This is a genomic window from Monashia sp. HAY1-2A (genome assembly GCF_056755315.1).
In genome coordinates, this window is the sequence record NZ_JBNDHY010000048.1 from 1 (window position 1) to 20,917 (window position 20,917).

The following is a 20,917-nucleotide window of genomic DNA, read 5'->3' on the forward strand; positions in this document are numbered from 1 at the left end:
GGTGCCGTGCCAGGCCTGTCCGCGCCGCGGCGGCCCGTCGTGGGCCGGCCGACCGGCGAGGTTCCAGGCGCAGAGGTCGGCGACCGGACACTCCCCGCAGCGAGGTCCGCGCGCTACGCAGACGAGCGCACCGAGCTCCATGACGGCGACGTTCCACGTCGTCGCGGTGGTGCGGTCGGCCGGCAGGGAGTCGGCGGCCAGGCGTGTCTCGGCCCGGTTGAGCGTGAGGTTGGGCAAGGCCTTGCCCTCCACGGCCCGGGCCAGGACGCGGCGCACGTTGGTGTCGACGACGACCTCCGGCAGGCCGAAGGCGAAGCACGCGACGGCGGCGGCCGTGTAGGCGCCGACTCCGGGCAGCGCCAACAGCTCCTCGGGCGTGCCCGGCACCTGCCCGGCGTGCCGGTCGACCATGGCCGTGGCGGCCTCGTGCAGCCGCAGCGCGCGCCGGGGGTACCCGAGCCGGCCCCACGCGCGCACGGCGTCACCGGGCGCCGCGGCGGCGAGCGCGGCGGGCGTCGGCCAGCGCTCCATCCACTCCCGCCAGATCGGCTCGACCCGGCCGAGCGGCGTCTGCTGCGACATCACCTCGGACAGGAACACGCCCCACGGGGTGCAGTCCGGCGCCCGCCAGGGCAGCTCCTTGCGGCCGGCCTCGGCGTACCAGGCGTTGACGCGCTCGTGGAGCAGCGGCGTGGCGACGGGTGAGGCGGGCACCGACGCATCGTAGGCGCCCGCGCCGACGTCACTGGTCAGCACCGCGGCGAGAGCAAGGGGACGACTCCGGTGCGCCGGGCGGGCAGCGTGTCAGACGTAGCGCTCGAGGATGCTGGACTCGGCCAGGCGCGACAGCCCCTCCCGGACCGCGCGGGCGCGGCCCTCACCGACGCCGTCGACGAGCATGAGGTCCTCGATGCCCGCAGCGAGCAGCCGTTGGAGCGACTCGAAGTGGACGACGAGGCGCTCGACGATGGCGCTCGGCAGACGCGGGACCTTGGTCAGCAGCCGGTAGCCGAGCGGGCTGACCGGCGCGTCGAGGCTGTCGCCGACGACGGTGAACCCGACGGCCCGGGCACCGGCCGACAGGTCGAGCAGCTCGACGGAGTTGAGCGACTCGAGGTTGGCCAGCGCCTCCTCGAGCGTGAGGTCGGACTTCGTCGCCGGCAGGTAGTCGCGGATGACGAGCTCACGGTCGTTGCCGAGGCCGCCGACGAGCTCCTCGAGCTGAAGGCTGAGCAGGCGGCCGTCGGTGCCGAGCTCGACGACGTAGTCCTGGATCTCGGCCGAGATGCGCCGGACCATCTCGAGGCGCTGGAGCACCGCGGTGACGTCGCGGACGGTGACGAGGTCCTCGATCTCGAGGGCCGACAGCGTGCCGGTGACCTCGTCGAGGCGCGCCTTGTAGCGCTCGAGGGTCTGCAGCGCCTGGTCGGCGCGCGACAGCGTGGTCGGCGAGCCCTCGATGACGTGGCGGCGGTTGCCGACGTACAGCGCGACGACGCCCATCGACTGGCTCACCGAGATGACGGGGAACCCGGTCTGCTTGGCGACCCGCTCGGCGGTGCGGTGCCGGGTGCCCGACTCGGTGGTCTCGATGCTGGAGTCGGGGACCAGCTGGGTCGCCGCCCGCAGGATGCGCGCCCCCTCGCGGTCGAGCACGACGGCGCCGTCCATCTTGCACAGCTCGCGCAGACGGGTGGCGGAGAACTCGACCTCGAGGGCGAACCCACCCGTGCAGATGGACTCGACGACACGGTCGAAGCCGAGCACGATGAGGGCGCCGGTGCGTCCACGCAGGATCCGTTCGAGGCTGTCCCGCAGCTCGGTCCCGGGGGCCACCGCGGCGAGGGCCGCGCGCAGCAGCAGCTCGTCGTTCCGGTCCATCACGTCCCTGTCAGCGTGGGGCGAGCCCATCGCGTCGACCCCGGTCGGTCGCAGTCTAGACGGTGCCGAGAGCATGCGCCCCCGCTGTCCGGTCACCGGCAAGGCGTCCGATGGCCTCGATGGCGCGAGGCACGTCGGAGACCTCGACGGCCCGGAGGCCTTGCGGCACGGTCGTATCGGCGAGGCTCCCCGCGGGCACGAGCGCGTGCCGGAAACCGAGACGGGCAGCCTCGGACAGGCGGCGGTCGAGACCGGTGACGCGCCGGACCTCGCCGGCGAGGCCGACCTCGCCGAGGGCGATGACGTCGGGGGCGAGCGGCTGGTCGACGACCGACGACGCGACGGCGCACACGATGGCGAGGTCGGCGGCGGGCTCGGTGATGCGGACGCCGCCGACGGTGGCGGCGAAAATGTCGCGGGAGCCGACCGGCGCGCCGGCGCGCTTGTCCAGGACGGCGATGACCATCGCGAGGCGCGACGCGTCGAGCCCGCTCGACGTGCGACGTGGCGACGGCAGCGGCGACGGCGCGACGAGCGCCTGAACCTCGGCCACGAGGGGTCGCCGACCCTCGAGGGTGACAGTGACGCACGTGCCGGCCACGGCGTGGTCGCGGCTCGACAGGAACAGGCCGCTCGGGTCGGGCAGCCCGACGATGCCGACGTCGGACAGGTCGAAGCAGCCGACCTCGTCGGTGGGGCCGTACCGGTTCTTGACCGCGCGCACGAGCCGCAGCCGCGAGTGGCGGTCGCCCTCGAACTGGACGACGACGTCGACGAGGTGCTCGAGCACGCGCGGCCCGGCGATGGAGCCGTCCTTGGTGACGTGGCCGACCAGCAGCACCGCCATGCCCCGGGACTTGGCGGCCTGGATGAGGCTCGCGGCGACCTCGCGGACCTGGGAGACGTTGCCCGGCTGGCCCTCGACGTCGGCGCTGGCGACGGTCTGGACCGAGTCGACGACGAGCAGCTGCGGCGCGCGCGCCTCGACGTGCCCGAGGACGGTGCCGAGATCGGTCTCGGCCGCGAGGTACAGGCTGTCGGCGAGCGCCTCGATCCGCCCGGCCCGAGCCCGCACCTGCGGGGCCGACTCCTCCCCGCTGATGTAGAGGACCTCGGCGCCGGAGCGGGCCGCGCGCGCCGCGACGTCGAGCAGCAGCGTCGACTTGCCGACGCCCGGCTCGCCGGCGACGAGGACGACCGCCCCGGGCACGAGGCCGCCGCCGAGGACCCGGTCGAACTCGGCCACCCCGGTGGGGCGCGCGGCTGCCTGGGTGACGTCGACGTCGCCGATCCGCGGCGCCGGGTCGACGACGGAAGCCGCCGCGGTGCGCGCCGTCGTGGCGCCGACCTCGGCCACGGCCCCCCAGGCCTGGCACTCGCCGCACCGCCCCACCCACTTGACGGTGGTCCAGCCGCACTCCGCGCAGCGGTACCCGGGCGCGCGCCGGCCCGTCGTCGACGATCTCGTCACGGTCCTGGATGCCATGGCGACGACCGTAGGGCCCGGGACCGACACCGGCCGGAAGACCGGCCGGAAGACCGGCCGGTGGCGAGGCCGAGGCCCTCTCACGTGCGTGCGAGACTGGAGGCATGGAGTCGGTCATGCCGTACGTGCTCGCCGTCGTGCCGACGATCGGTGTGGCCACGCTGTTCTATTTCCTCATCAAGACCATTCTCGAGGGCGACCGGCGTGAGCGCCTCGCCCAGGCGAAATGGGAGGCCGAGCACGACCGCCGTGAACGGGCCCAGCGCCTCGACCGGACCGGCGAGGGGATCTCGGATATTTCCTCCGACGCCTCGCACGACGTGAATGGACCTCGTGCCGGGGAGGGTTCGGGCATCGACCGCGTCGACCACTGACACGGCCATTCAGAGAATGCGGTCTTCCGGGGACAGCCCCGATCGGCATTCGCCCGAGGCGGCCACACACAACGACGAGGCGACCTGAAAGGTCACGTTTCGGCAATTCACCGCCATTCAGGGCCTCATTTCCCCCGCGGAAAATGCATTTCGGGACCGGGAGCGGTAAATTGATCCTGCCCGCCACGGCGGGCATGCATTTCCCCTCCAGAACAACCCATCATCTGAAGACGGAGAAACATGGCTCAGCGTGTCGAAGTGAGACTCATCGACGACATCGACCAGGGTGACGCCGACGAGACCGTGACGTTCGCCCTCGACGGCGTGACGTACGAGATCGACCTGTCCGACCAGAACGCGAAGAAGCTGCGCGAGGACTTCGCCTCGTGGGTCGGCCACGCGCGACGCAGCGGCGGCGCCTCGCGCGCGGCGACCAAGCGACGCGGGGGCGGGTCCCCCAAGCGCGACCTCGGCGCGGTGCGCGAGTGGGCCCGGGCCAACGGTCACCAGGTCTCCGACCGCGGCCGCATCTCGGCCGAGGTCCAGGAGGCCTACGACAAGGCGCACTGACGCCACCGGTCGCCTCACGGCTCCAGCAGGGCCCGGCACCCGACGGTGCCGGGCCCTCGCGCGTCCCGGCCGGCGTCAGACCCGGCGGCGGGCCGGTGTCAGGCATGCGGCAGGCCGGTGCCAGGCATGTGTCAGGCGCTGGTGATCGAGGCGGCGAGGTCGCCGTCGGAGGCCACCCGCTCGACGACCTCCTCCATCCGCAGCTGCTCGAAGGTGTCGCCGTCCGCACCGGCCTCGACCTCGTCCCACGAGCGCGGGCACGCTGCCGTCGGCCGCTCCCGGCCCCGGAGCGAGTACGGGCAGACCGTGGTCTTGGCGGCGACGTTCTGGCTCCAGTCGAGGAAGACCTTGCCGTCGCGCAGCTCCTTGGCCATCTTCCACACCACGAGGTCGGGGTGCTTCTTGCTCAGCTCCTGGGCCAGCTGCTGGACGGTGTCGCGGATGGCGTCGCTCGTGTGCTCGCCCGGTAGGACCGCGTACAGCTGCATGCCCTTGCTGCCGCTCGTGACCGGGACCGTGTCCAGGCCGATGGCGCCCAGACGCTCGCGCACGACGAGCGCGACGTGCGCGCACTCGGGCAGGCCCGTGCCGGGGCCCGGGTCAAGGTCGATGACGAGCCGGTCGGGGTTGCGGGCCACCGCGTCGCGGCCCTCGCCCTCGTACCTCCACTGGTGCACGTGCAGCTCGAGGGAGTTGAGGTTGGCGAAGAACGTCAGGCCGGCGAGGTCGTCGACGAGCGGGAACACCGGGTCCCGGCCGGCACGCCGGATCCATGACGGGGTCCCGGCGGGGATGTTCTTCTCGAAGAACTGCATGTCCCCGACGCCGTGGGGGTAGCGGATGCGGGTCACGGCGCGGTCGCGCAGGTGCGGCAGGATCACCGGGGCGACGCGCGCGTAGTAGTCGATGACCTGCGCCTTCGTCGTCCCGGTGGCCGGGTACATGACCTTCTCGAGGCTCGACAGACGCATCCGGCGCCCCTCGACCTCGACGGTGACCTTCGGCGGTTCGACCGGCATCACTCCCCCTCGACGGCGTCGTCGACGTCACCCGGCGTCAGGTCGGTGCGCAGCCCCTTGAACGCCGGCTGGCGCAGCCGGCCCTGCCCGCTCAGGCCGAGCGACTGGACGTCGGCGACGAGCACGGGATGCACCCACGTCGCGCCGTCGGCGTCCTCACGGGGCACGTCCGTCCCGAAGGGCGAGTCGGCCGACGCCAGGGGCGTCAGGTCGCGCAGCAGCGCCTGCCCGCTGCGCCCGGCCAGCCCGGCGCCGACGCGGCCGAGGTAGCGCAGGCCGCCGGACGCCGGGACGCCGACGAGCACCGAACCGAGCCGGCGCGACCCGGACCCGGCGGCCTCGGGGCGCCACCCGCCGATGACCACCGACACCGTGCCGCGATGCGGCGACTTGAGCCAGGCGGCGGACCGGACGCCGGGCAGGTAGGCCGAGTCGACCCGCTTGGAGACGACACCCTCGAGTCCCTGCTCGCGGGTCGCGTCGTGCAGCGCGACGCCGTCGGCGAACGTCGGCGGGGTCTGCCAGCGGGCGGTCGACAGCTCCAGCCGCTCGAGCGTCGAGCGCCGGTCGCTCCACCGGCGGCCGAGCAGGTCGACGCCGTAGAGCCGCAGCAGGTCGAAGGCCATGAGGGTCACCGGCGCCTCCTCGGCGAGCCGGGCGGCCCGCCGCACGTCGGTGACGTGGAAGCGCTCGGCCATCGCGGCGAACGACGGGACCCCGCCGCGCATGGAGACGATCTCGCCGTCGAGGAGCATGTCGGCGTACTCCGAGCGCAGCCCCTGCAGCTCCGGAAAGGCGACGGTGACGTCGCGCTCGGTGCGTGAGTACAGCCGCAGACGGCCGTCCGAGACGTCGGCCAGGACGCGCATCCCGTCCCATTTCACCTCGTGCCGCCACGTGTTCCCGGTCGGAATGGCCGACGCGGGCGTCGCGAGCATGGGGCGCATGGGTGCATTCTTGTTCCCATGCGAGCCATCTGGAAGGGCGCCGTGTCGTTCGGACTGGTCAATGTGCCGGTCCGGCTGTTCTCGGCCACGGAGAACCACGACGTGCAGTTCCGCCAGGTCCACGAGAAGGACGGTGGACGAATCCGGTACCAGCGCGTCTGCGCAATCGACGGCGAGGAAGTCCCGTATTCGGACATCGCCAAGGGATACGAGACCTCCGACGGCCAGATGGTCGTGCTCTCCGACGAGGACATGAAGAGCCTTCCCTCACGCTCGTCCAAGGAGATCTCGATCGAGAAGTTCGTCCCCTCCGAGCAGATCGACCCGCTCCTTTTCGACCGGAGCTACTACCTCGAGCCGGACAAGACCGGCCTCAAGCCCTACGTGCTGCTCCGTGACGCCCTGGAGAAGGCCGACCGGATGGCCCTCGTCACCGTCTCGATCCGCACCCGCATGACCCTCGCGGTGCTGCGGGTCCGCGAGGGCGTCATCGTCCTGCAGACGCTGCTGTGGGCCGACGAGGTGCGCAAGCCGGAGTTCGAGTCGCTGTCGGAGGACACGCACGCCACGCAGAAGGAGCTGGCCATGGCGTCCTCGCTCGTCGACTCGCTCTCGGGCGACTACGAGCCCGACGAGTTCGAGGACGACTACTCGGAGGCCGTCGAGGCGCTCGTGTCCTCCAAGATCGAGGGCGGCGAGCTCAAGGAGACGCCGCAGCGCGCCGAGGAGGAGACCGAGGTCGTCGACCTGCTCGCGGCCCTGCAGCGCAGCGTCGACCGGGCCAAGGCCTCGCGCGGCGGGGCGGACGGTGGCGCGTCGTCCGCAGCAGGGACGGCCGACGAGGCCGACGAGGCCGAGGCCGGTGGAACGTCCGGCGGCGGGAAGGGCGCCAAGAAGGCCGCGGCGAAGAAGTCCGCCACCAAGGCGGGCGAGAAGAAGGCGTCGACCGCGAAGAAGTCCGCCGCGAAGAAGGCCTCGCGCAAGGCCAGCTGACCAGCCTGGCCGCCGCGTCGGACGAGACCCATCTCACTACCCCACGGGTCGGCTCGAGCTCTCCCGAGCCGCCGCCGGCGGGAGGATGGACGCGTGCAGATCGTCACCGTCGAGGAGCTCCAGAAGCGTCTTCGTGGCCTGCCGGACAACCCGCGCATCGTCACGAGCGGCAACATGGCCATCCCGCTCGAGGCCGTGCAGGCGGTCGACGAGGCGGTGCCGGCCTACGTCCTCCACGCGCTCAACGCGCCGAAGGGGCTGCCCGAGCGGGACGGGGTCACCGTCGAGACGTGCTTCGTCGGCCCGGGCATGCGTCGCCACCCGAACCTGCGGTACGTGCCCTCGCGGCTCTCCCTCGTGCCGCTGCTCTACCGGCGGTCGCTGCCGCCCGACGTCGTCCTCGTGCACTGCGCGCCGCCGGTCGACGGGCAGGTCAGCCTCGGGGTCGAGGTCAACGTGCTGCCGGCCGCGATCGAGGCGTGTCGCGCCCGGGGTGGGCTCGTCGTCGCGGTGCTCAACCCGCGGATGCCGTACACGTTCGGCGACGCACAGGTGCCGGTCGAGCACGTCGACCTCGCCGTCGAGGTCGACGCGCCGCTGGCCGCGCACGTGCCGGTGCCGCCGGACGCCGACAGCGCGGCCATCGGACGGATGGTCGCCTCGATGGTCCCGGCCGGCGCGACGATGCAGCTCGGCATCGGTGCCGTTCCGGACGCCACTCTCGAGGCCCTCGTCGGGCGCCGGGACCTGCGCGTGTGGACCGAGATGTTCTCCGACGGCATCCTCGCCCTCGACGCGGCGGGGGCGCTCGACCGTGACCACCCGCTCGTGACCTCGTTCGTCTTCGGCTCACCCGACCTCTACGACTGGCTCGACCGCAACCCGAGGGTCCGGATGCTGCGGACCGAGAAGACCAACGACCCCGGCCTCATCGCCCAGCAGCGTCGGATGACCTCGGTCAACACGGCCCTCGAGGTCGACCTGTTCGGGCAGGCCAACGCCTCACGCATCGACGCCCGCATCCACTCCGGGTTCGGGGGGCAGACCGACTTCATCGTCGGGGCGCTGCACTCGCCCGGCGGCAAGTCCTTCATCGCGCTCCGGTCGTGGCACCCGAGGGCGGACTGCTCGACGGTCGTGCCCCTCGTCGACGAGCCGGTGACGAGCTTCCAGCAGAGCGCGTTCGTCACCGAGCACGGCGTCGCGGCGCTGTGGGGCCGCAGCGAGCGCGAGCAGTGTCACGACATCATCGAGAACTGCGCCCATCCCCGCGTCCGCGACGACCTCTGGGAGGAGGCGCACGCGCTCGGCCTCACGTGAGCCGACCACCCCTCGGGCCGGGAGGCCCGACCGCGCGGGACCGGCGACCCTAGGGTGGGCCGCATGAGCCAGACCGACGCCTCCCGTCCCGTCGCCGTCGTCACCGGGGGCACCCGCGGCATCGGCCTCGCCGTCGTCCGCGACCTCGCACCCACCCACCACGTCGTCGTGGGTGGCCGCAGCACCGAGTCGGTCGGCCGCGTCGTCGGCGAGCTGCCTTCTGCCGAGGGGCTGGTCGCCGACCTGGCGGACTGCGCACCGGGGGGCTCGCTCGACGCGGCGCTCACCGACCTCGCGGTCCGCCTGCCGCGCGTCGACGTCCTCGTCCACTCGGCGGGCATCCTGCGCAGCGGCACGGTGGCCGAGGCGCCGGTCTCGGACTGGGTGGAGTCGCTCACCGTCAACGTCGTGGCCGTCGCTGCGGTGACGCGTGCCCTGCTGCCCGCCCTGCGGACCGCTCGGGGACGCGTCGTGGCCCTCAACTCGGGCTCCGGCTTCACGAGCTCGCGGGGCGGGGGCGCCTACGCCGCATCGAAGTTCGCGCTGCGCGCCCTGACCGACGCGTTGCGCGAGGAGGAGCGCGGCAACGGGGTGCGGGTCACGTCGGTGCACCCCGGACGCGTCGACACCGACATGCAGCACGAGCTCGTCTCCTTCGAGGGCGCCGACTACGACCCGCAGCGCTACCTCGACGTCGAGTCGGTCGTCGCCGCGGTGCGGCTCGCGCTCGAGGCGGGTCCGCGCGCCAACGTCGACAGCATCAGCGTCCGCCCCCGCGGGTTCACCGCCTGACGGTCCGGCCGGCGGGCGCCGTGCCGGCACGTCGTTCCCGCCGCGCGCCGGGTGTCAGATGCGGCTGGCACCACGCGTCGGGACGGTGGCGAGCCGGGCGAACGCGAGCGCCTCGGCGAGGTCCAGCTCACGGTCCTCGGCCGACAGCTTGCGCGTCGACACCTCGACGACGACATCCCCGGACCAGCCGGCGTCGGCGAGCAGCTCGAGCACCTCGGAGCACGGCTGGCTCCCCCGCCCGGGAACGAGGTGCTCGTCCTTGAACGACCCCAGCCCGTCGGCGAGGTGCAGGTGCGCGAGCCGTGGGCCGAGCGCGCGGGCCATCGCGACGGCGTCCGACCCCGCGGTCGCCGTGTGCGACAGGTCGAGGGTGACGCTGTCGTAGGGCTGGTCGACGGGGTCCCAGTGCGGCAGGTAGGCCAGCACGTCGCGACGGGCCGTGCGCCACGGGTACATGTTCTCGACGGCGAGCCGGACTCCGGCCGCGGCCTCCCGCTCGGCGATCCCGTCGACGAACTCCGCCGCGTAGTCCTTCTGCCAGCGGAACGGGGGGTGGAGCACGACGACCGGCGCACCGACCTCGAGCGCGAGGTCGACCGACCGGTCGATCTTGGTCCACGGGTCCGTGCCCCAGACCCGCTGGGTCAGCAGGAGCGTCGGGGCATGGACCGAGGCGATCGGCAGGCCGTGCAGCTCGGACAACGCGCGGAGCGCACCGGGCTCGCGGGTGACCGGGTCGGTCCACACCATGACCTCGACCGAGTCGTAGCCGAGCCGGGCCGCCGTGGCGAACGCGGTGGCGGCGTTGCCGGGGTACACCGACGACGTCGACAGCCCGATGCGGATCGTCATCCGGCCATTGTCGGCATCACCCGACGAGGTGGTCGAGGCGACGGAGGATGAGCCCCTCGCGCAGCGCCCAGGGGCAGATCTCGACGCGTTCGACCTGGAGCAGGTCGAGCGCAGCCTCGGCGACGAGGGCCCCGGCGAGCAGCTGGCGTGCCCGGCCCTCGGACACGCCGGGCAGCGCGGCACGGGCGGCGACGTCCATACCGGTGAGCTTCTGGCCGATCACGTGGAGGTCGCCGCGGGTCATCGACCGCGCCACGAACGGTCCCTCGGCGCGCGGTGCGGCACCGGCTATCCGCGCCAGCGAGCGCATCGTCTTCGACGTGCCGACGACGCGGTCGGGGACCCCACCCGTGAGGAGGGGGCGCACGTTCTCGCCGAGCGTCGCGCGGATGCCGGACCGGACGCGGCGGACGACGTCGGGCTCGGGCGGGTCGCCGGGCAGCTGCTCGCGTGTCACCCGTCCGGCGCCGAGGGGGAGGCTGAGCGCGACGTCGGGCTCCTCGTCGAAACCGGCCGCCAGCTCGAGGGAGCCACCGCCGATGTCGACGACGAGGACCCGCCCGCTCGACCAGCCGAACCAGCGTCGCACCGCGAGGAACGTCATGCGAGCCTCGTCGACGCCGCTCAGCACCTCGAGGTCGATGCCGGTCTCGGCGCGCACCCGGTCGATGACGGCCTCGCCGTTCGGCGACTCACGCAGGGCCGACGTGGCGAAGGCGAACAGGTCGGTGACGCCCTGGTCGTCGGCCACCTCGAGGCACTCGTGCAGGAACGCGACGAGCCGGTCGGCGGTGCCGTCGTCGACGCGTCCCTGCGGGTCGAGGCTCTCGGACAGGCGCAGCTCGGTCTTGTGCGAGAAGGCCGGCAGCGGGTGGGCTCCGGGGTGGGCGTCGACGACGAGGAGGTGGACCGTGTTCGACCCGATGTCGACGACGCCCAGACGCATGCCCTCACCCTAACGGCGGCCGCGGTCGCGCCCCCCGGACCGCCCAGCGGGCGGGCAGCGACCGGTCACGGGGTGCGGCGGCTGAGGGTGAGCGAGCCGAGCGCGAGCGCGCCGACGATGAACGCGACGACGATGCCGAGGGACCGCAGCGCGTCCCCGGTGCCGTCGGCGCTCGAAGTGATGGCGTTCATCGCGTCGACGGCGTACGACAGCGGCAGGACGTCGGAGATCCACGACAGGAGGGTCGGCAGCTGGTCGCGAGCGACGAAGAGGCCGCAGAGCAGCGCCTGCGGCAGCACGAACGCCGGCATGAACTGGACGGCCTGGAACTCCGTGCGCGCGAAGCCGCTCGCGAGCAGGCCGAGCGCGGTGCCGAGGACCGCGTCGGCGAGGGCGACGACCAGCAGCAGCCACAACGGGCCCGCGACGTCGAGGCCGCACACCCACACCGCGAAGCCCGTCGCGACCACGCCCTGGACGATGGCCAGCCCGCCGAACGCGAGTCCGTAGCCGAGCATGAAGTCACCCTTGCCCATCGGCGTCGTGAGCAGGCGTTCGAGGGTGCCCGACTGCCGCTCGCGCAGCGTGGCGATCGACGTGACGATGAACATGACGATCATCGGGAAGATCCCGAGCAGGGCCGGCCCGATGTGGTCGAAGACCGGCGTGCCGTCGAAGATCCAGGCGAGCAGGCCGAGCAGGACGCACGGCACGACGAGGATCATGGCGATGGTGCGGTGGTCGGTGCGGACCTGGCGCAGGACGCGTCCGGCGGTGGCGAGGGCGAGGCCGGGGTTCACGACGCGCTCCTCTCGCGCGCGGCCTCGGCGTCGATGAGGGCGAGGAACGCGGCGTCGGCGTCGGCAGCGCCGGTGCGGGCGAGCAGCTCGTCCGGCGTGACGTCGGCGAGGACGCGTCCCTCGCGCAGGAGGACGAGCTGGTGGCAGCGCGTCGCCTCGTCCATGACATGGCTCGAGACGATGAGGGAGTGGCCCGCCTCGGCGAGGTCGCGGAAGAGGTTCCAGAGGTCGCGCCGCAGCACGGGGTCGAGGCCGACGGTCGGCTCGTCGAGGACGAGCAGGCTGGGTCGGCCGACGAGGGCGGCCGCGAGCGAGACGCGCGACTCCTGCCCGCCGGACAGGTCGCGGACGAGCTGGTCGGCGTGGGAGGCGAGGTCGACCTCGGCGAGGGTCCGGTCCACGGCCGCCCGCAGCTCCGGACCGCGCAGCCCGACGGCCCGCCCGAAGTAGGCGACGTTCTCGCGGACGGTGAGGTCGGCGTAGACGCTCGGGGTCTGCGTGACGTACCCGACGTCGGCCCGGAGCGGGGCCGAGCCGGCGGGGTGCCCGAGGACGGTGACGGTGCCCGACTCGATGACCTGCACACCGACGATGCACCGGATCAGCGTCGATTTTCCGGAGCCGGAGGGGCCGAGCAGCCCGACGACCCTGCCCGAGGGCACCTCGAGGTCGAGACCGGGCAGCACGAGGCGCTTGCCGCGCACGACGCGCAAGTCGCGGACGACGACCGCCGGGTCCGACGAGTTATTCATCATGCGATGAAATCTACTCCTCGGCCCCCGCGCTGTAAACGGGTTCGGCCGCTCCGACCCCGGCCGGTGCCGAGCGGCCGAACAGGTGGTGCTCGATGACGGGCCCGATGCGCTCGACGAGCTGCTCGACGCTCGCGTCGGCGACCCCCGGCATGCGCAGGACGTAGCGCATGACGACGAGCCCGATGATCTGCGAGGCCACCAGGCCGCCCCGCAGCTGCACGTCGGGCAGCCCGAAGGCGGCGGCGACCCGGCCGAAGATCTCGCGGCCGAGGAACTCGCGCAGCACCCGGGCCGCGTCCTCGCTCGTCATGCTCGAGCGCACCAGCGCCACGAGGGCGTCGCGCCGGTCACCGGGCTCCCACACCGCCAGGAACGTCTCGATGACACGCCGGCCGACGCCCTCCCGGCCGCCGGCCAGGATGCGCTCGACGATCCGGGCCGGGTCCACGGGCACCGACAGCGTCTCGGCGAACAGGGCCGCCTTGCCGTCGAAGTAGTGGTGGACGAGGGCGGGGTCGACGCCGGCCTCGCGCGCGATGCCACGCACGCTCGCCTTGTCGTAGCCGTGCGTCGCGAAGGACCGGCGCGCGGCGTCGACGATGGCGGCGCGGGTGTCTGCCCCGCCTGGACGCCGGCCCCTCCCCCGCGGCGTCGGTCTCGCTGTCATGCACCACACGGTAGGCCCCACCGGTTCCCTCGGCGACCACCGTGCTCGCGCTCGCCCGGGTGCCGGAGCGCACCGTCGGACCGACGCGGACGCGAACAGGGTGTTCGCCCCGGAGGAAGACGGACGTAGGGTGTGCCGGTGGCCGAAGCACCCCTTGACCTGCCTCGCGTCTGGGTGGAGTTCACCGACCCGGCGGACGCCGAACAGCGCTTCCGGTGCGACCTGACCTGGCTCACGAGCAGCTGGACCTGCATCTTCGGCTCGGGGTGCCACGGCATCTACGCCGACCGGCCCGACGACGGGTGCTGCACGCTCGGGGCACACTTCACCGAGAAGGCCGACTGGAAGCGGGTCCAGCGGGCCGTCGAGGAGCTCGGTGAGGACGAGTGGCAGTACCACTCGGTCGGCACTGCCACCGGCGACAAGGACGACTGGACCGAGAAGGAGGACGGCGCCCGCAAGACCCGGGTCGTCGACGGCGCCTGCATCTTCCTCAACCGTCCGGGGTTCCCGGCGGGCGTGGGCTGCGCGCTCCACCAGCACGCCGTGCTCACCGGCGTGCAGCCGCACACGCTCAAGCCCGACGTCTGCTGGCAGCTGCCGATCCGCCGAACCTTCCGCACCGTCGAGCTGCCCGACGAGACCAGCTACCTCGAGGTGACGATCACCGAGTACGACCGGCGTGGCTGGGGCCCGGGCGGCCACGACCTCGACTGGTACTGCTCGGGCAACCCCGAGGCCCACGTCGGCCGAGAGCCGGTCTACCGCTCCAACGAGGCCGAGCTCGTCGAGCTCATGGGCCCCATGGCGTACGCCGAGCTCGTCATCCGCGCCGAGGCGCACCTGGCCCAGGTCAAGGCGGTCCGCGCTCGTGGCGTCCGCAAGCTGCTGCCGCTGCTCGTCCACCCGGCGACGCTCGACGCGCAGGGCGAGCGGCTGCGACCGGCGCCGCGCTCGCCGGGCCGGGACGCGGGAGCCGCACGGTGAGCGAGGTCATCCCCTCCCCCAACATCTGGGACTCCCCGGACGTCTACGAGATCGAGAACCTCGGCGTCGACCGCGACCACGTCATCGAGGCGGCCATGCGCTCGGTGCTCGACTGGGCGGACCGCGACGTCGTCGACATCGGCTGCGGCACGGGTTTCCACCTGCCGATGTTCGCCGGTTCCGCGCGGACGGTCGTCGGCGTGGAACCACACCCGCCGCTGGCCGCCCTTGCGGCGCAACGGGTCTCACACCTGCCGAACGCCTCGGTCCGCGAGGAGGCAGCAGCCGCGATCGGGGTGCCCGACGGGTCCTTCGACGTCGCGCACGCCCGCTGGTCCTACTTCTTCGGCCCCGGCTGCGAGCCCGGGCTCGCCGAGCTCGACCGGGTCATGCGCCCCGGCGGTGCCGCGTTCGTCATCGACAACGACGCCACCCGCTCGACCTTCGGCACGTGGTTCCGGCGGGCGCTGCCGTCCTACGACCCGCGCGCCGTCGAGCGCTTCTGGCAGCGGCGGGGCTGGTCCCGCGAGCGCCTCGACATCCGCTGGGACTTCGACTCGCGCGAGGACTTCGAGTCCGTCGTCGGCATCGAGTTCGCCCCGGAGCACGCCGACCTCGTCCTGGCGGAGCACCCCGACGCGACCGGCGTCGACTACGCGGTCAACCTCTGGTGGCGCCGCTACTGACCTGACCTGCCCACCGCCGTCGGACCCGGCGCCTCGAGCCCGCGCCGAGGCGCCGTCGTGGTCATTTCTGCCCATTCCCGCATCGCGGCGGATGGGCATCACGACCGACGCGGCACCCGGGCCCCCGTTCCTACCGTGGCTGCACGGACCACAGGAGGAACACCATGGACGACATCAGGACCACCACAGCCGCCGATCACCCTGCCGCTGAGGACCTCGAGACCCTGGAGACCCACGAGACGGTCGACACCGTCGTCGTCGGCGCCGGCCAGGCCGGGCTCGCCACGGCACGGGAGCTGCTCGCCCGGGGCCGGGACTGCATCGTGCTCGAGCGCAACGCCGCCGTCGGCGACGGTTGGCGCCAGCAGTACGACTCGCTCCGGCTCTACACGCCCGCGGCGCACGACGCACTGCCCGGGCTCCGGTTCCCCGGCGACCCGCGCGTCTTCCCGGGCAAGGACGACGTCGCCGCCTACCTCGCCGCGTACGCCGCACGGTTCGACCTGCCGGTGCGACTCGGCGTGCGCGTCGAGAACGTCTGTGCCGCAGGAGATTCCCAGGGCTTCGTGGTGACGACGGACCACGGCGTCATCGCGTGCCGCAACGTAGTCGTGGCCACCGGGACGTTCGGCCGGTCGCCGCACGTGCCGGCCTTCGCCGCCGACCTGGACCCCGGCATCCTCCAGCTGCACTCGAGCCAGTACCGACGCCCGTCACAGCTGCGGGAGGGGCCGGTGCTCGTCGTGGGCGCGTCGCACTCGGGGTGCGACATCGCCTACGAGCTGGCGCAGGGACGTCCGACGACGCTCGCCGGTCGCGACTGCGGGCAGCTCGGCGTCCGGTGGGACTCCCCGGCGGTCCACGCGCTCTTCCCGCTGCTGCTCTTCGCCTGGCGGCACGTGCTGACGCGGCGGACGCCGATGGGGCGCAAGGCCATGGCCGGCATCCGACACCACGGCGGCCCGATGCTGCGCGTCAAGCGCGAGGACCTCGCGGCCCGGGGCGTCGACCGGCGCCTCGACCGCGTCACCGGCGTGACGGACGGACGCCCCACCCTGGCCGACGGCTCGGTGCTCGACGTGCCGAACATCGTCTGGGCCACCGGGTTCGAGCAGCGCTTCGACTGGCTCGACCTTCCCGCCATCGGTGACGACGGCTGGCCGCGCGAGTTCCGGGGCGTGGCGCAGGACGTGCCGGGCCTCTACTTCTGCGGCCTGTCGTTCCAGTACTCGTTCGCCTCGATGGTGCTCCCGGGTGTCGGTCGCGACGCCGCGTACGTCGCCGGGCACATCGCCCGGCACCGGGCCCCGGCGCAGCGGGCGGCGTCCGGCTCAGGGGTCGCCGGCCGGGCGGCCGACCGCGTCGCGTGAGCCGGCGACGAGCCCCTGCTCGAACGCGAAGGCAGCCGCGGCCGTGCGGCTGCCGACGCCGAGCTTGCCGAAGATGTTGGACAGGTGGCGGGCGACGGTCCGCTCGCTGAGCACCAGCTCGGTCGCGATGTCGGCGTTGCTGCACCCGGCCGCGACCAGACGCAGCACCTCGACCTCCCGCCCGGTCAACCCCGCCGGCAGGGGCCGGCGGCCGGTCAGCGCATCGACCTCCTCGACGGCGGGCCGGGCTCCCAGCCGGTCGAGCACCTCGCGCGCCCCGGCGAGGCAGCGCCGCGCGGCGTCGACGTCGCCGAGGGCGAGGAGGGCGCGGCCGGTCTCGAGGTCGGCCAGGGCGGTCTCGTACGGCAGGTCGAGCGACATCGCCGACTGCCGGGCGCGACGCAGGTTCGGAAGGGCACCGGACGCGTCGCGCTGCGCCAGCTGCACGCGCCCCCACGCGAGGGCGGCCCGGACCCCCAGCGCGTCGGACCCGAACGCCGTCGCCACCTCGTCGAGCTCCTGCGCCGCGGCGCGGGCGGCGTCCACGTCACCGGCAGCCACGAGCACCTCGGCCACCCCGGGCAGCAAACGGCCGCGAAGGACGCTCGACCCGGGCTCGGCCAGCAGCCGCCGTGCCGTGGCGGCCGCCGCGCTCGTATGCCCGCAGGCCGCCGCGAGCAGCGCCAGGCCCGGCTGCGCCTCGTACCCGTGCCTGCCGGCGCGGGCGTACGCCTCGTCGGCCGCCGCGAGCTCGCCGCGCAGCCGCAGCAGGTCGCCCCGCTCGCTCGACGCCTGCCCCACGGCATCGACGGTTCCGGCCGCGAGGTAGCGGGTGACCGCGGCGTCGAGCTCGTCGAGCGCCTCGTCCCACGCGCCCCGGGCCCGCATGACCTGCGCGCGGTGCAGCGCGCACTGCCCGGTGAACAGGACGAGCGCGGGTCGGGCCGCGCACCAGGCGGTCAGGCGCGTCGTCCACTCCGCGACGCGGAGGAGGTCGCAGACCTCCTGGCAGCCCTCGATCGCCGTGCAGTAGACGTGCCCCACGGTGACCGGCTCCCGCGCTCCGCGCTCGGCCTCGAGCATCGACTCGTCGAGCAGGGCGATGCCGTCGCGGACCCGGCCACCGTAGATCGCCATCCGGCCCTGCGCGCACAGGCCGGTGGCCACCAGGTCGGCATCGGCGCCGGCGCGACCGGCGTCGGTCACGGCCAGGGCGCACGCGAGAGCGTCGTCGAAGCGTCCGGCCTCGAGGTGGGTGAACATCCGCGCGAACGTGACCCAGCCCCGCGCGGCGTCGGCGGGCGGCAGGTCGGCCACGAGCCGCTCGGCGCGAGCCAGCCACCCAGCGGCGGCCGAGCGGCCACCGGCCGCGCGCAGCACCATCGTCACGTGGAACGCGCACATCGCCGCGGCGGCGTCCTGCCCCGCTGACAGCCGGGCCTCGTACGCAGCCGCGTACCGCTCGGTCGCCTCGTCCGCCCGGCCCAGGAGGTTGGCGGCAGCAGCGGACCGCTCGAGGTCCTCCACGGACAGACCGGCGAGGTCGAGCCCGGTCCACGTGGCGTAGGCCGCCCGCCAGTCGCCGCGTTCGAACTCGGCTCTGGCGCGGAGCAGCTCGTCGACGACGCCCATGGGCCTCACCCTCCTGCCACGAAGGGTACGCCGCGGGCCCCCGCGCGTGGGCTGCGTCGCGGGCCGTCCGTCAGCCGACGAGGTCGAGGGCGATGTCGACGATCGGCGAGGAGTGGGTCAGGCCGCCGACCGAGATGAAGTCGACGCCCGTCTCGGCGTACGCGCGCGCGACCTCGAGGGTCATCCCGCCCGTCGCCTCGATCTCGACCGGCTCGCCGGCCGCGCGCAGCAGCGCGACGGTCTCGGCGAGCACCGGCACGGTCATGTTGTCGCACATGACGAACCGGGCTCCGGCGTCGTAGGCCTCCCGGGCCTCGGCCGGCGTCGTGACCTCGACCTGCACGTCGACGTCGGGGAACCGCCCCCGCACCAGGGCGTACGCCGCGGCGACCGACCCGGCCGCGAGCTTGTGGTTGTCCTTGATCATCGCGACGTCGTAGAGCCCCATGCGCTTGTTCGTGCCGCCGCCGCAGCGCACCGCGTACTTCTCGAGCCAGCGCAGCCCCGGCGTCGTCTTGCGGGTGTCGAGGACCATCGTCGGCGTGCCCTCGAGCGCGTCGGCCCACCGGCGCGTGTGGGTCGCGACGCCGGACAGGCGGCTGAGCACGTTGAGGACGGTCCGCTCGGCGACGAGCACCACCTGGGTCCGGCCCGTGACGCGGGCGATGACGTCACCGCGCTCGACCCGGGCTCCGTCGTCGGCGAGCACCTCGACCGCCGGCACCGGCAGCTCGAGCCGTGCGGCCACCGCTGACAGGACGAGGCCGATGACCGGGACGCCGGCCACGACCCCGGGGCCGCGGGCCACGACCTCCGCGACGCGGTCCTGGTCGGCGGGGATCGTCGCGAGGGTCGTGACGTCGAGGCCCCGCGGCCCGAGGTCCTCCTCGAGGGCCACGTCGACGACTCTGCGGGCCCACTCGTCGGGGAAGCCGCTCAGGCCGCTCGGCTGCGTCGCGATGTCGTGGTGGTCGGTCACCGGTCCTCCTCGGATCGTGAGTCGCGCTGTGCCACAAGGTGGCCGGCGGGTCGGTCGGGCACGCCGGCGTCGAGGTCGAGGCCGTCGAGGCTCGCGCGCGGCACCGGGACGACGCTCGCCTCCAGACGCCCCGCGGCGCCCCGCACGAGGTGGACGTGGTGGAGGAAGCGCTCGTCGTCGCGGGTCGGGAAGTCCTCGCGCACGTGGCCGCCGCGGGTCTCCTCGCGCAGCGCAGCCGCGTGCGTCAGGGCCCGGCCGAGGTGCACGAGGTTGGTCGTCTCCCAGCTCTTGGGTCCGCCCTGCCGGTCGGTGTCGCGGGCGGACCGCTCGGACACCGCGGCCAGCGCCTGCTCGGTCGCCGCGAGCGACGCCGCCGAGCGCACCGTGCCGGCCCCGGCCGTCATGGCCCGCTGCACGTCGAGCCGGCGCTTGCCCCGGACCAGCTCCGGCGCGACGGCGTCCGGCTCCTGCGCGGGCGTCGTGGGTGGCAGCTCGCCCGCGCCGAGCCGTGCGGTGAGGTCGTCGGCGATGCGCCGGGCGAAGACGAGGCCCTCGAGCAGCGAGTTGGACGCGAGCCGGTTGGCCCCGTGCACGCCGGTGCACGAGGTCTCGCCGCACGCGTAGAGACCTTCGAGGGAGGTGCGCCCGCGCAGGTCGGTGCGCACGCCGCCGGACGCGTAGTGCTGGGCCGGCGCGACCGGCAGCAGCTGCGTCGCCGGGTCGAAGCCGAGCTGCCGGCAGCGCGCGACGATCGAGGGGAACCGCTGCTCGAGGAAGGCCGCACCGAGGTGGCGGCAGTCGAGGTAGACGTGGTCGGCGTGGGTCTCTCGCATCCGCCGGATGATGGCCCGGGCGACGACGTCACGCGGCGCGAGGTCGGCCAGCGGGTGCTGGCCCTGCATGAACCGCTCGCCCGCCGCGTCGACGAGGAAGGCTCCCTCGCCGCGGACCGCCTCGGAGATGAGCGGCTGCTGGCCGCGCGAGCCCTCACCGAGCCACAGCACGGTCGGGTGGAACTGGACGAACTCGAGGTCGGCGAGGACGGCACCGGCCCGCAGCGCGGCCGCCATGCCGTCGCCCGTCGCCACGGACGGGTTGGTCGTCGAGGAGTAGATCTGACCGAGCCCACCGGTCGCGAGGACGACGGCCCGCGCGTGCGCCGCACCGACGCCGTCGACCTGGCCCTCGCCGATGACGTGCAGCGTGACGCCGCAGACGCGCCGGTCGGCGTCGGTGAGCAGGTCGACGACGAGCGCGTGCTCGATGACCTCGATGCCGGGGTCGTCACGGACGCGGTCCAGCGCGGCGATGAGGGCGCGGCTGATCTCCCGGCCGGTGGCATCGCCACCCGCGTGCAGGATGCGGTCGCGGTGGTGCCCGCCCTCCCGGGTCAGGCTCAGGCCGCCGGCCTCGCCCCGGTCGAAGTCGGCCCCGAGCGCGATGAGGTCCCAGACGGCGTCGGTGCCCTCCGTGACGAGCGTGCGCACGGCGTCGACGTCGCACAGCCCGACGCCCGCCACGAGCGTGTCGTGGATGTGCTCCGCCGGGCTGTCCTCCGGCGACATCACGGCGGCGATGCCGCCCTGCGCCCAGGCCGTCGACCCCTCGTCGAGGACGGTCTTCGTCACGAGCAGGACGCGGTCGACGCGACGCCGCAGCCGCAGGGCCGTCGTGAGGCCCGCGATGCCGCTGCCGACGACGATGACGTCGGCCGTCGCCGCCCAGCCCGGCGCAGGCGCCCGGAGCCGGCGCGGGACCGTGATGCCGCTGTCGTTCATGAGCACCTTCTCGATGGGGGCGTTTCGGTGGGACCGGTGGGGACGGTGGGGTCCCGGTGGAGGTCGTGCCCCATACCGTATGC

The 20,917-nt window shown here is 73.7% G+C and carries 21 protein-coding genes; 8 read left to right on the top strand and 13 right to left on the bottom strand.

Annotated features, from left to right (window positions below):
• The 3 genes from ACPYOM_RS09395 to radA form a co-directional block, all read right to left on the bottom strand.
• The coding region (locus tag ACPYOM_RS09395) for an HhH-GPD family protein (RefSeq protein ID WP_481345738.1) at positions 1-714 on the bottom strand (714 nt) is incomplete at its 3' end.
• A gap of 90 nt (positions 715-804) precedes the next feature.
• Entirely contained in the window at positions 805-1,881 is a 1,077-nt protein-coding gene (disA, locus tag ACPYOM_RS09400) for a DNA integrity scanning diadenylate cyclase DisA (RefSeq protein ID WP_481340376.1), read from the bottom strand.
• A gap of 55 nt (positions 1,882-1,936) precedes the next feature.
• On the bottom strand, positions 1,937-3,367 hold the full coding sequence (radA, locus tag ACPYOM_RS09405) for a DNA repair protein RadA (protein WP_481340374.1): 1,431 nt from the start codon (positions 3,365-3,367) through the stop codon (positions 1,937-1,939).
• A gap of 104 nt (positions 3,368-3,471) precedes the next feature.
• Between radA and ACPYOM_RS09410 the strand changes: the two genes are divergently transcribed.
• Both ACPYOM_RS09410 and ACPYOM_RS09415 read left to right on the top strand, forming a co-directional pair.
• Entirely contained in the window at positions 3,472-3,741 is a 270-nt protein-coding gene (locus ACPYOM_RS09410; protein WP_481345739.1) for a hypothetical protein, read from the top strand.
• Positions 3,742-3,981: 240 nt separating this feature from the next.
• A complete protein-coding gene (locus ACPYOM_RS09415; RefSeq protein ID WP_481340370.1) occupies positions 3,982-4,311 on the top strand; it encodes a histone-like nucleoid-structuring protein Lsr2 in 330 nt (109 codons plus the stop codon).
• Between the two features lie 131 nt (positions 4,312-4,442).
• Here ACPYOM_RS09415 and ligD (ACPYOM_RS09420) read toward each other — a convergent pair whose 3' ends face one another.
• Entirely contained in the window at positions 4,443-5,330 is an 888-nt protein-coding gene (ligD, locus tag ACPYOM_RS09420; RefSeq protein ID WP_481345740.1) for a non-homologous end-joining DNA ligase, read from the bottom strand.
• Entirely contained in the window at positions 5,330-6,277 is a 948-nt protein-coding gene (ligD, locus tag ACPYOM_RS09425; protein WP_481345741.1) for a non-homologous end-joining DNA ligase, read from the bottom strand. The genes ligD (ACPYOM_RS09420) and ligD (ACPYOM_RS09425) overlap by 1 nt, the downstream gene beginning before the upstream one ends.
• A gap of 18 nt (positions 6,278-6,295) precedes the next feature.
• On the opposite strand from ligD (ACPYOM_RS09425), the gene ku reads away from it, so the two are divergent.
• From ku to ACPYOM_RS09440, 3 genes are all read left to right on the top strand, one after another.
• Entirely contained in the window at positions 6,296-7,270 is a 975-nt protein-coding gene (gene ku, locus ACPYOM_RS09430; RefSeq protein WP_481345742.1) for a non-homologous end joining protein Ku, read from the top strand.
• Between the two features lie 93 nt (positions 7,271-7,363).
• Positions 7,364-8,590 (top strand): acetyl-CoA hydrolase/transferase family protein, encoded by a 1,227-nt coding sequence (locus ACPYOM_RS09435; RefSeq protein ID WP_481345743.1) that lies wholly within the window; start codon positions 7,364-7,366, stop codon positions 8,588-8,590.
• Between the two features lie 63 nt (positions 8,591-8,653).
• Positions 8,654-9,382: an SDR family oxidoreductase gene (locus ACPYOM_RS09440; protein WP_481345744.1), complete on the top strand. Its 729-nt coding sequence runs from the start codon at positions 8,654-8,656 to the stop codon at positions 9,380-9,382.
• Positions 9,383-9,436: 54 nt separating this feature from the next.
• On the opposite strand, the gene ACPYOM_RS09445 is transcribed toward ACPYOM_RS09440, so the two are convergent.
• The 5 genes from ACPYOM_RS09445 to ACPYOM_RS09465 form a co-directional block, all read right to left on the bottom strand.
• A complete protein-coding gene (locus tag ACPYOM_RS09445; protein WP_481340358.1) occupies positions 9,437-10,234 on the bottom strand; it encodes a sugar phosphate isomerase/epimerase family protein in 798 nt (265 codons plus the stop codon).
• Positions 10,235-10,250: 16 nt separating this feature from the next.
• A complete protein-coding gene (locus ACPYOM_RS09450) occupies positions 10,251-11,180 on the bottom strand; it encodes a Ppx/GppA phosphatase family protein (RefSeq protein WP_481340356.1) in 930 nt (309 codons plus the stop codon).
• A gap of 65 nt (positions 11,181-11,245) precedes the next feature.
• A complete protein-coding gene (locus tag ACPYOM_RS09455) occupies positions 11,246-11,980 on the bottom strand; it encodes an ABC transporter permease (protein ID WP_481340354.1) in 735 nt (244 codons plus the stop codon).
• A complete protein-coding gene (locus tag ACPYOM_RS09460) occupies positions 11,977-12,735 on the bottom strand; it encodes an ABC transporter ATP-binding protein (protein ID WP_481345745.1) in 759 nt (252 codons plus the stop codon). The genes ACPYOM_RS09455 and ACPYOM_RS09460 overlap by 4 nt, the downstream gene beginning before the upstream one ends.
• 10 nt (positions 12,736-12,745) lie before the next feature.
• Entirely contained in the window at positions 12,746-13,402 is a 657-nt protein-coding gene (locus tag ACPYOM_RS09465; RefSeq protein ID WP_481345746.1) for a TetR/AcrR family transcriptional regulator, read from the bottom strand.
• Between the two features lie 138 nt (positions 13,403-13,540).
• Between ACPYOM_RS09465 and ACPYOM_RS09470 the strand changes: the two genes are divergently transcribed.
• The 3 genes from ACPYOM_RS09470 (at position 13,541) to ACPYOM_RS09480 (ending at position 16,445) form a co-directional block, all read left to right on the top strand.
• Positions 13,541-14,389, top strand: coding sequence for a DUF3109 family protein (locus ACPYOM_RS09470; protein ID WP_481345747.1), 849 nt, complete (start codon positions 13,541-13,543; stop codon positions 14,387-14,389).
• Complete coding sequence (locus tag ACPYOM_RS09475) at positions 14,386-15,075, top strand: class I SAM-dependent methyltransferase (protein WP_481340346.1); 690 nt, start codon at positions 14,386-14,388, stop codon at positions 15,073-15,075. The genes ACPYOM_RS09470 and ACPYOM_RS09475 overlap by 4 nt, the downstream gene beginning before the upstream one ends.
• Positions 15,076-15,239: 164 nt before the next feature.
• Positions 15,240-16,445: a flavin-containing monooxygenase gene (locus tag ACPYOM_RS09480; protein WP_481345748.1), complete on the top strand. Its 1,206-nt coding sequence runs from the start codon at positions 15,240-15,242 to the stop codon at positions 16,443-16,445.
• On the opposite strand, the gene ACPYOM_RS09485 is transcribed toward ACPYOM_RS09480, so the two are convergent.
• The 3 genes from ACPYOM_RS09485 to ACPYOM_RS09495 all read right to left on the bottom strand — a co-directional run bounded on the left by ACPYOM_RS09485 (position 16,407) and on the right by ACPYOM_RS09495 (position 20,834).
• On the bottom strand, positions 16,407-18,077 hold the full coding sequence (locus ACPYOM_RS09485) for a LuxR C-terminal-related transcriptional regulator (RefSeq protein ID WP_481345749.1): 1,671 nt from the start codon (positions 18,075-18,077) through the stop codon (positions 16,407-16,409). The two genes, ACPYOM_RS09480 and ACPYOM_RS09485, sit on opposite strands and share 39 nt — an antisense overlap.
• 70 nt (positions 18,078-18,147) lie before the next feature.
• Positions 18,148-19,056 carry a carboxylating nicotinate-nucleotide diphosphorylase gene (gene nadC / locus ACPYOM_RS09490; RefSeq protein ID WP_481345750.1) on the bottom strand — a complete coding sequence of 303 codons (909 nt, stop codon included), beginning with the start codon at positions 19,054-19,056 and terminating at the stop codon, positions 18,148-18,150.
• Positions 19,053-20,834 carry an L-aspartate oxidase gene (locus ACPYOM_RS09495; RefSeq protein ID WP_481345751.1) on the bottom strand — a complete coding sequence of 594 codons (1,782 nt, stop codon included), beginning with the start codon at positions 20,832-20,834 and terminating at the stop codon, positions 19,053-19,055. The genes nadC and ACPYOM_RS09495 overlap by 4 nt, the downstream gene beginning before the upstream one ends.
• Positions 20,835-20,917 lie beyond the last annotated feature (83 nt).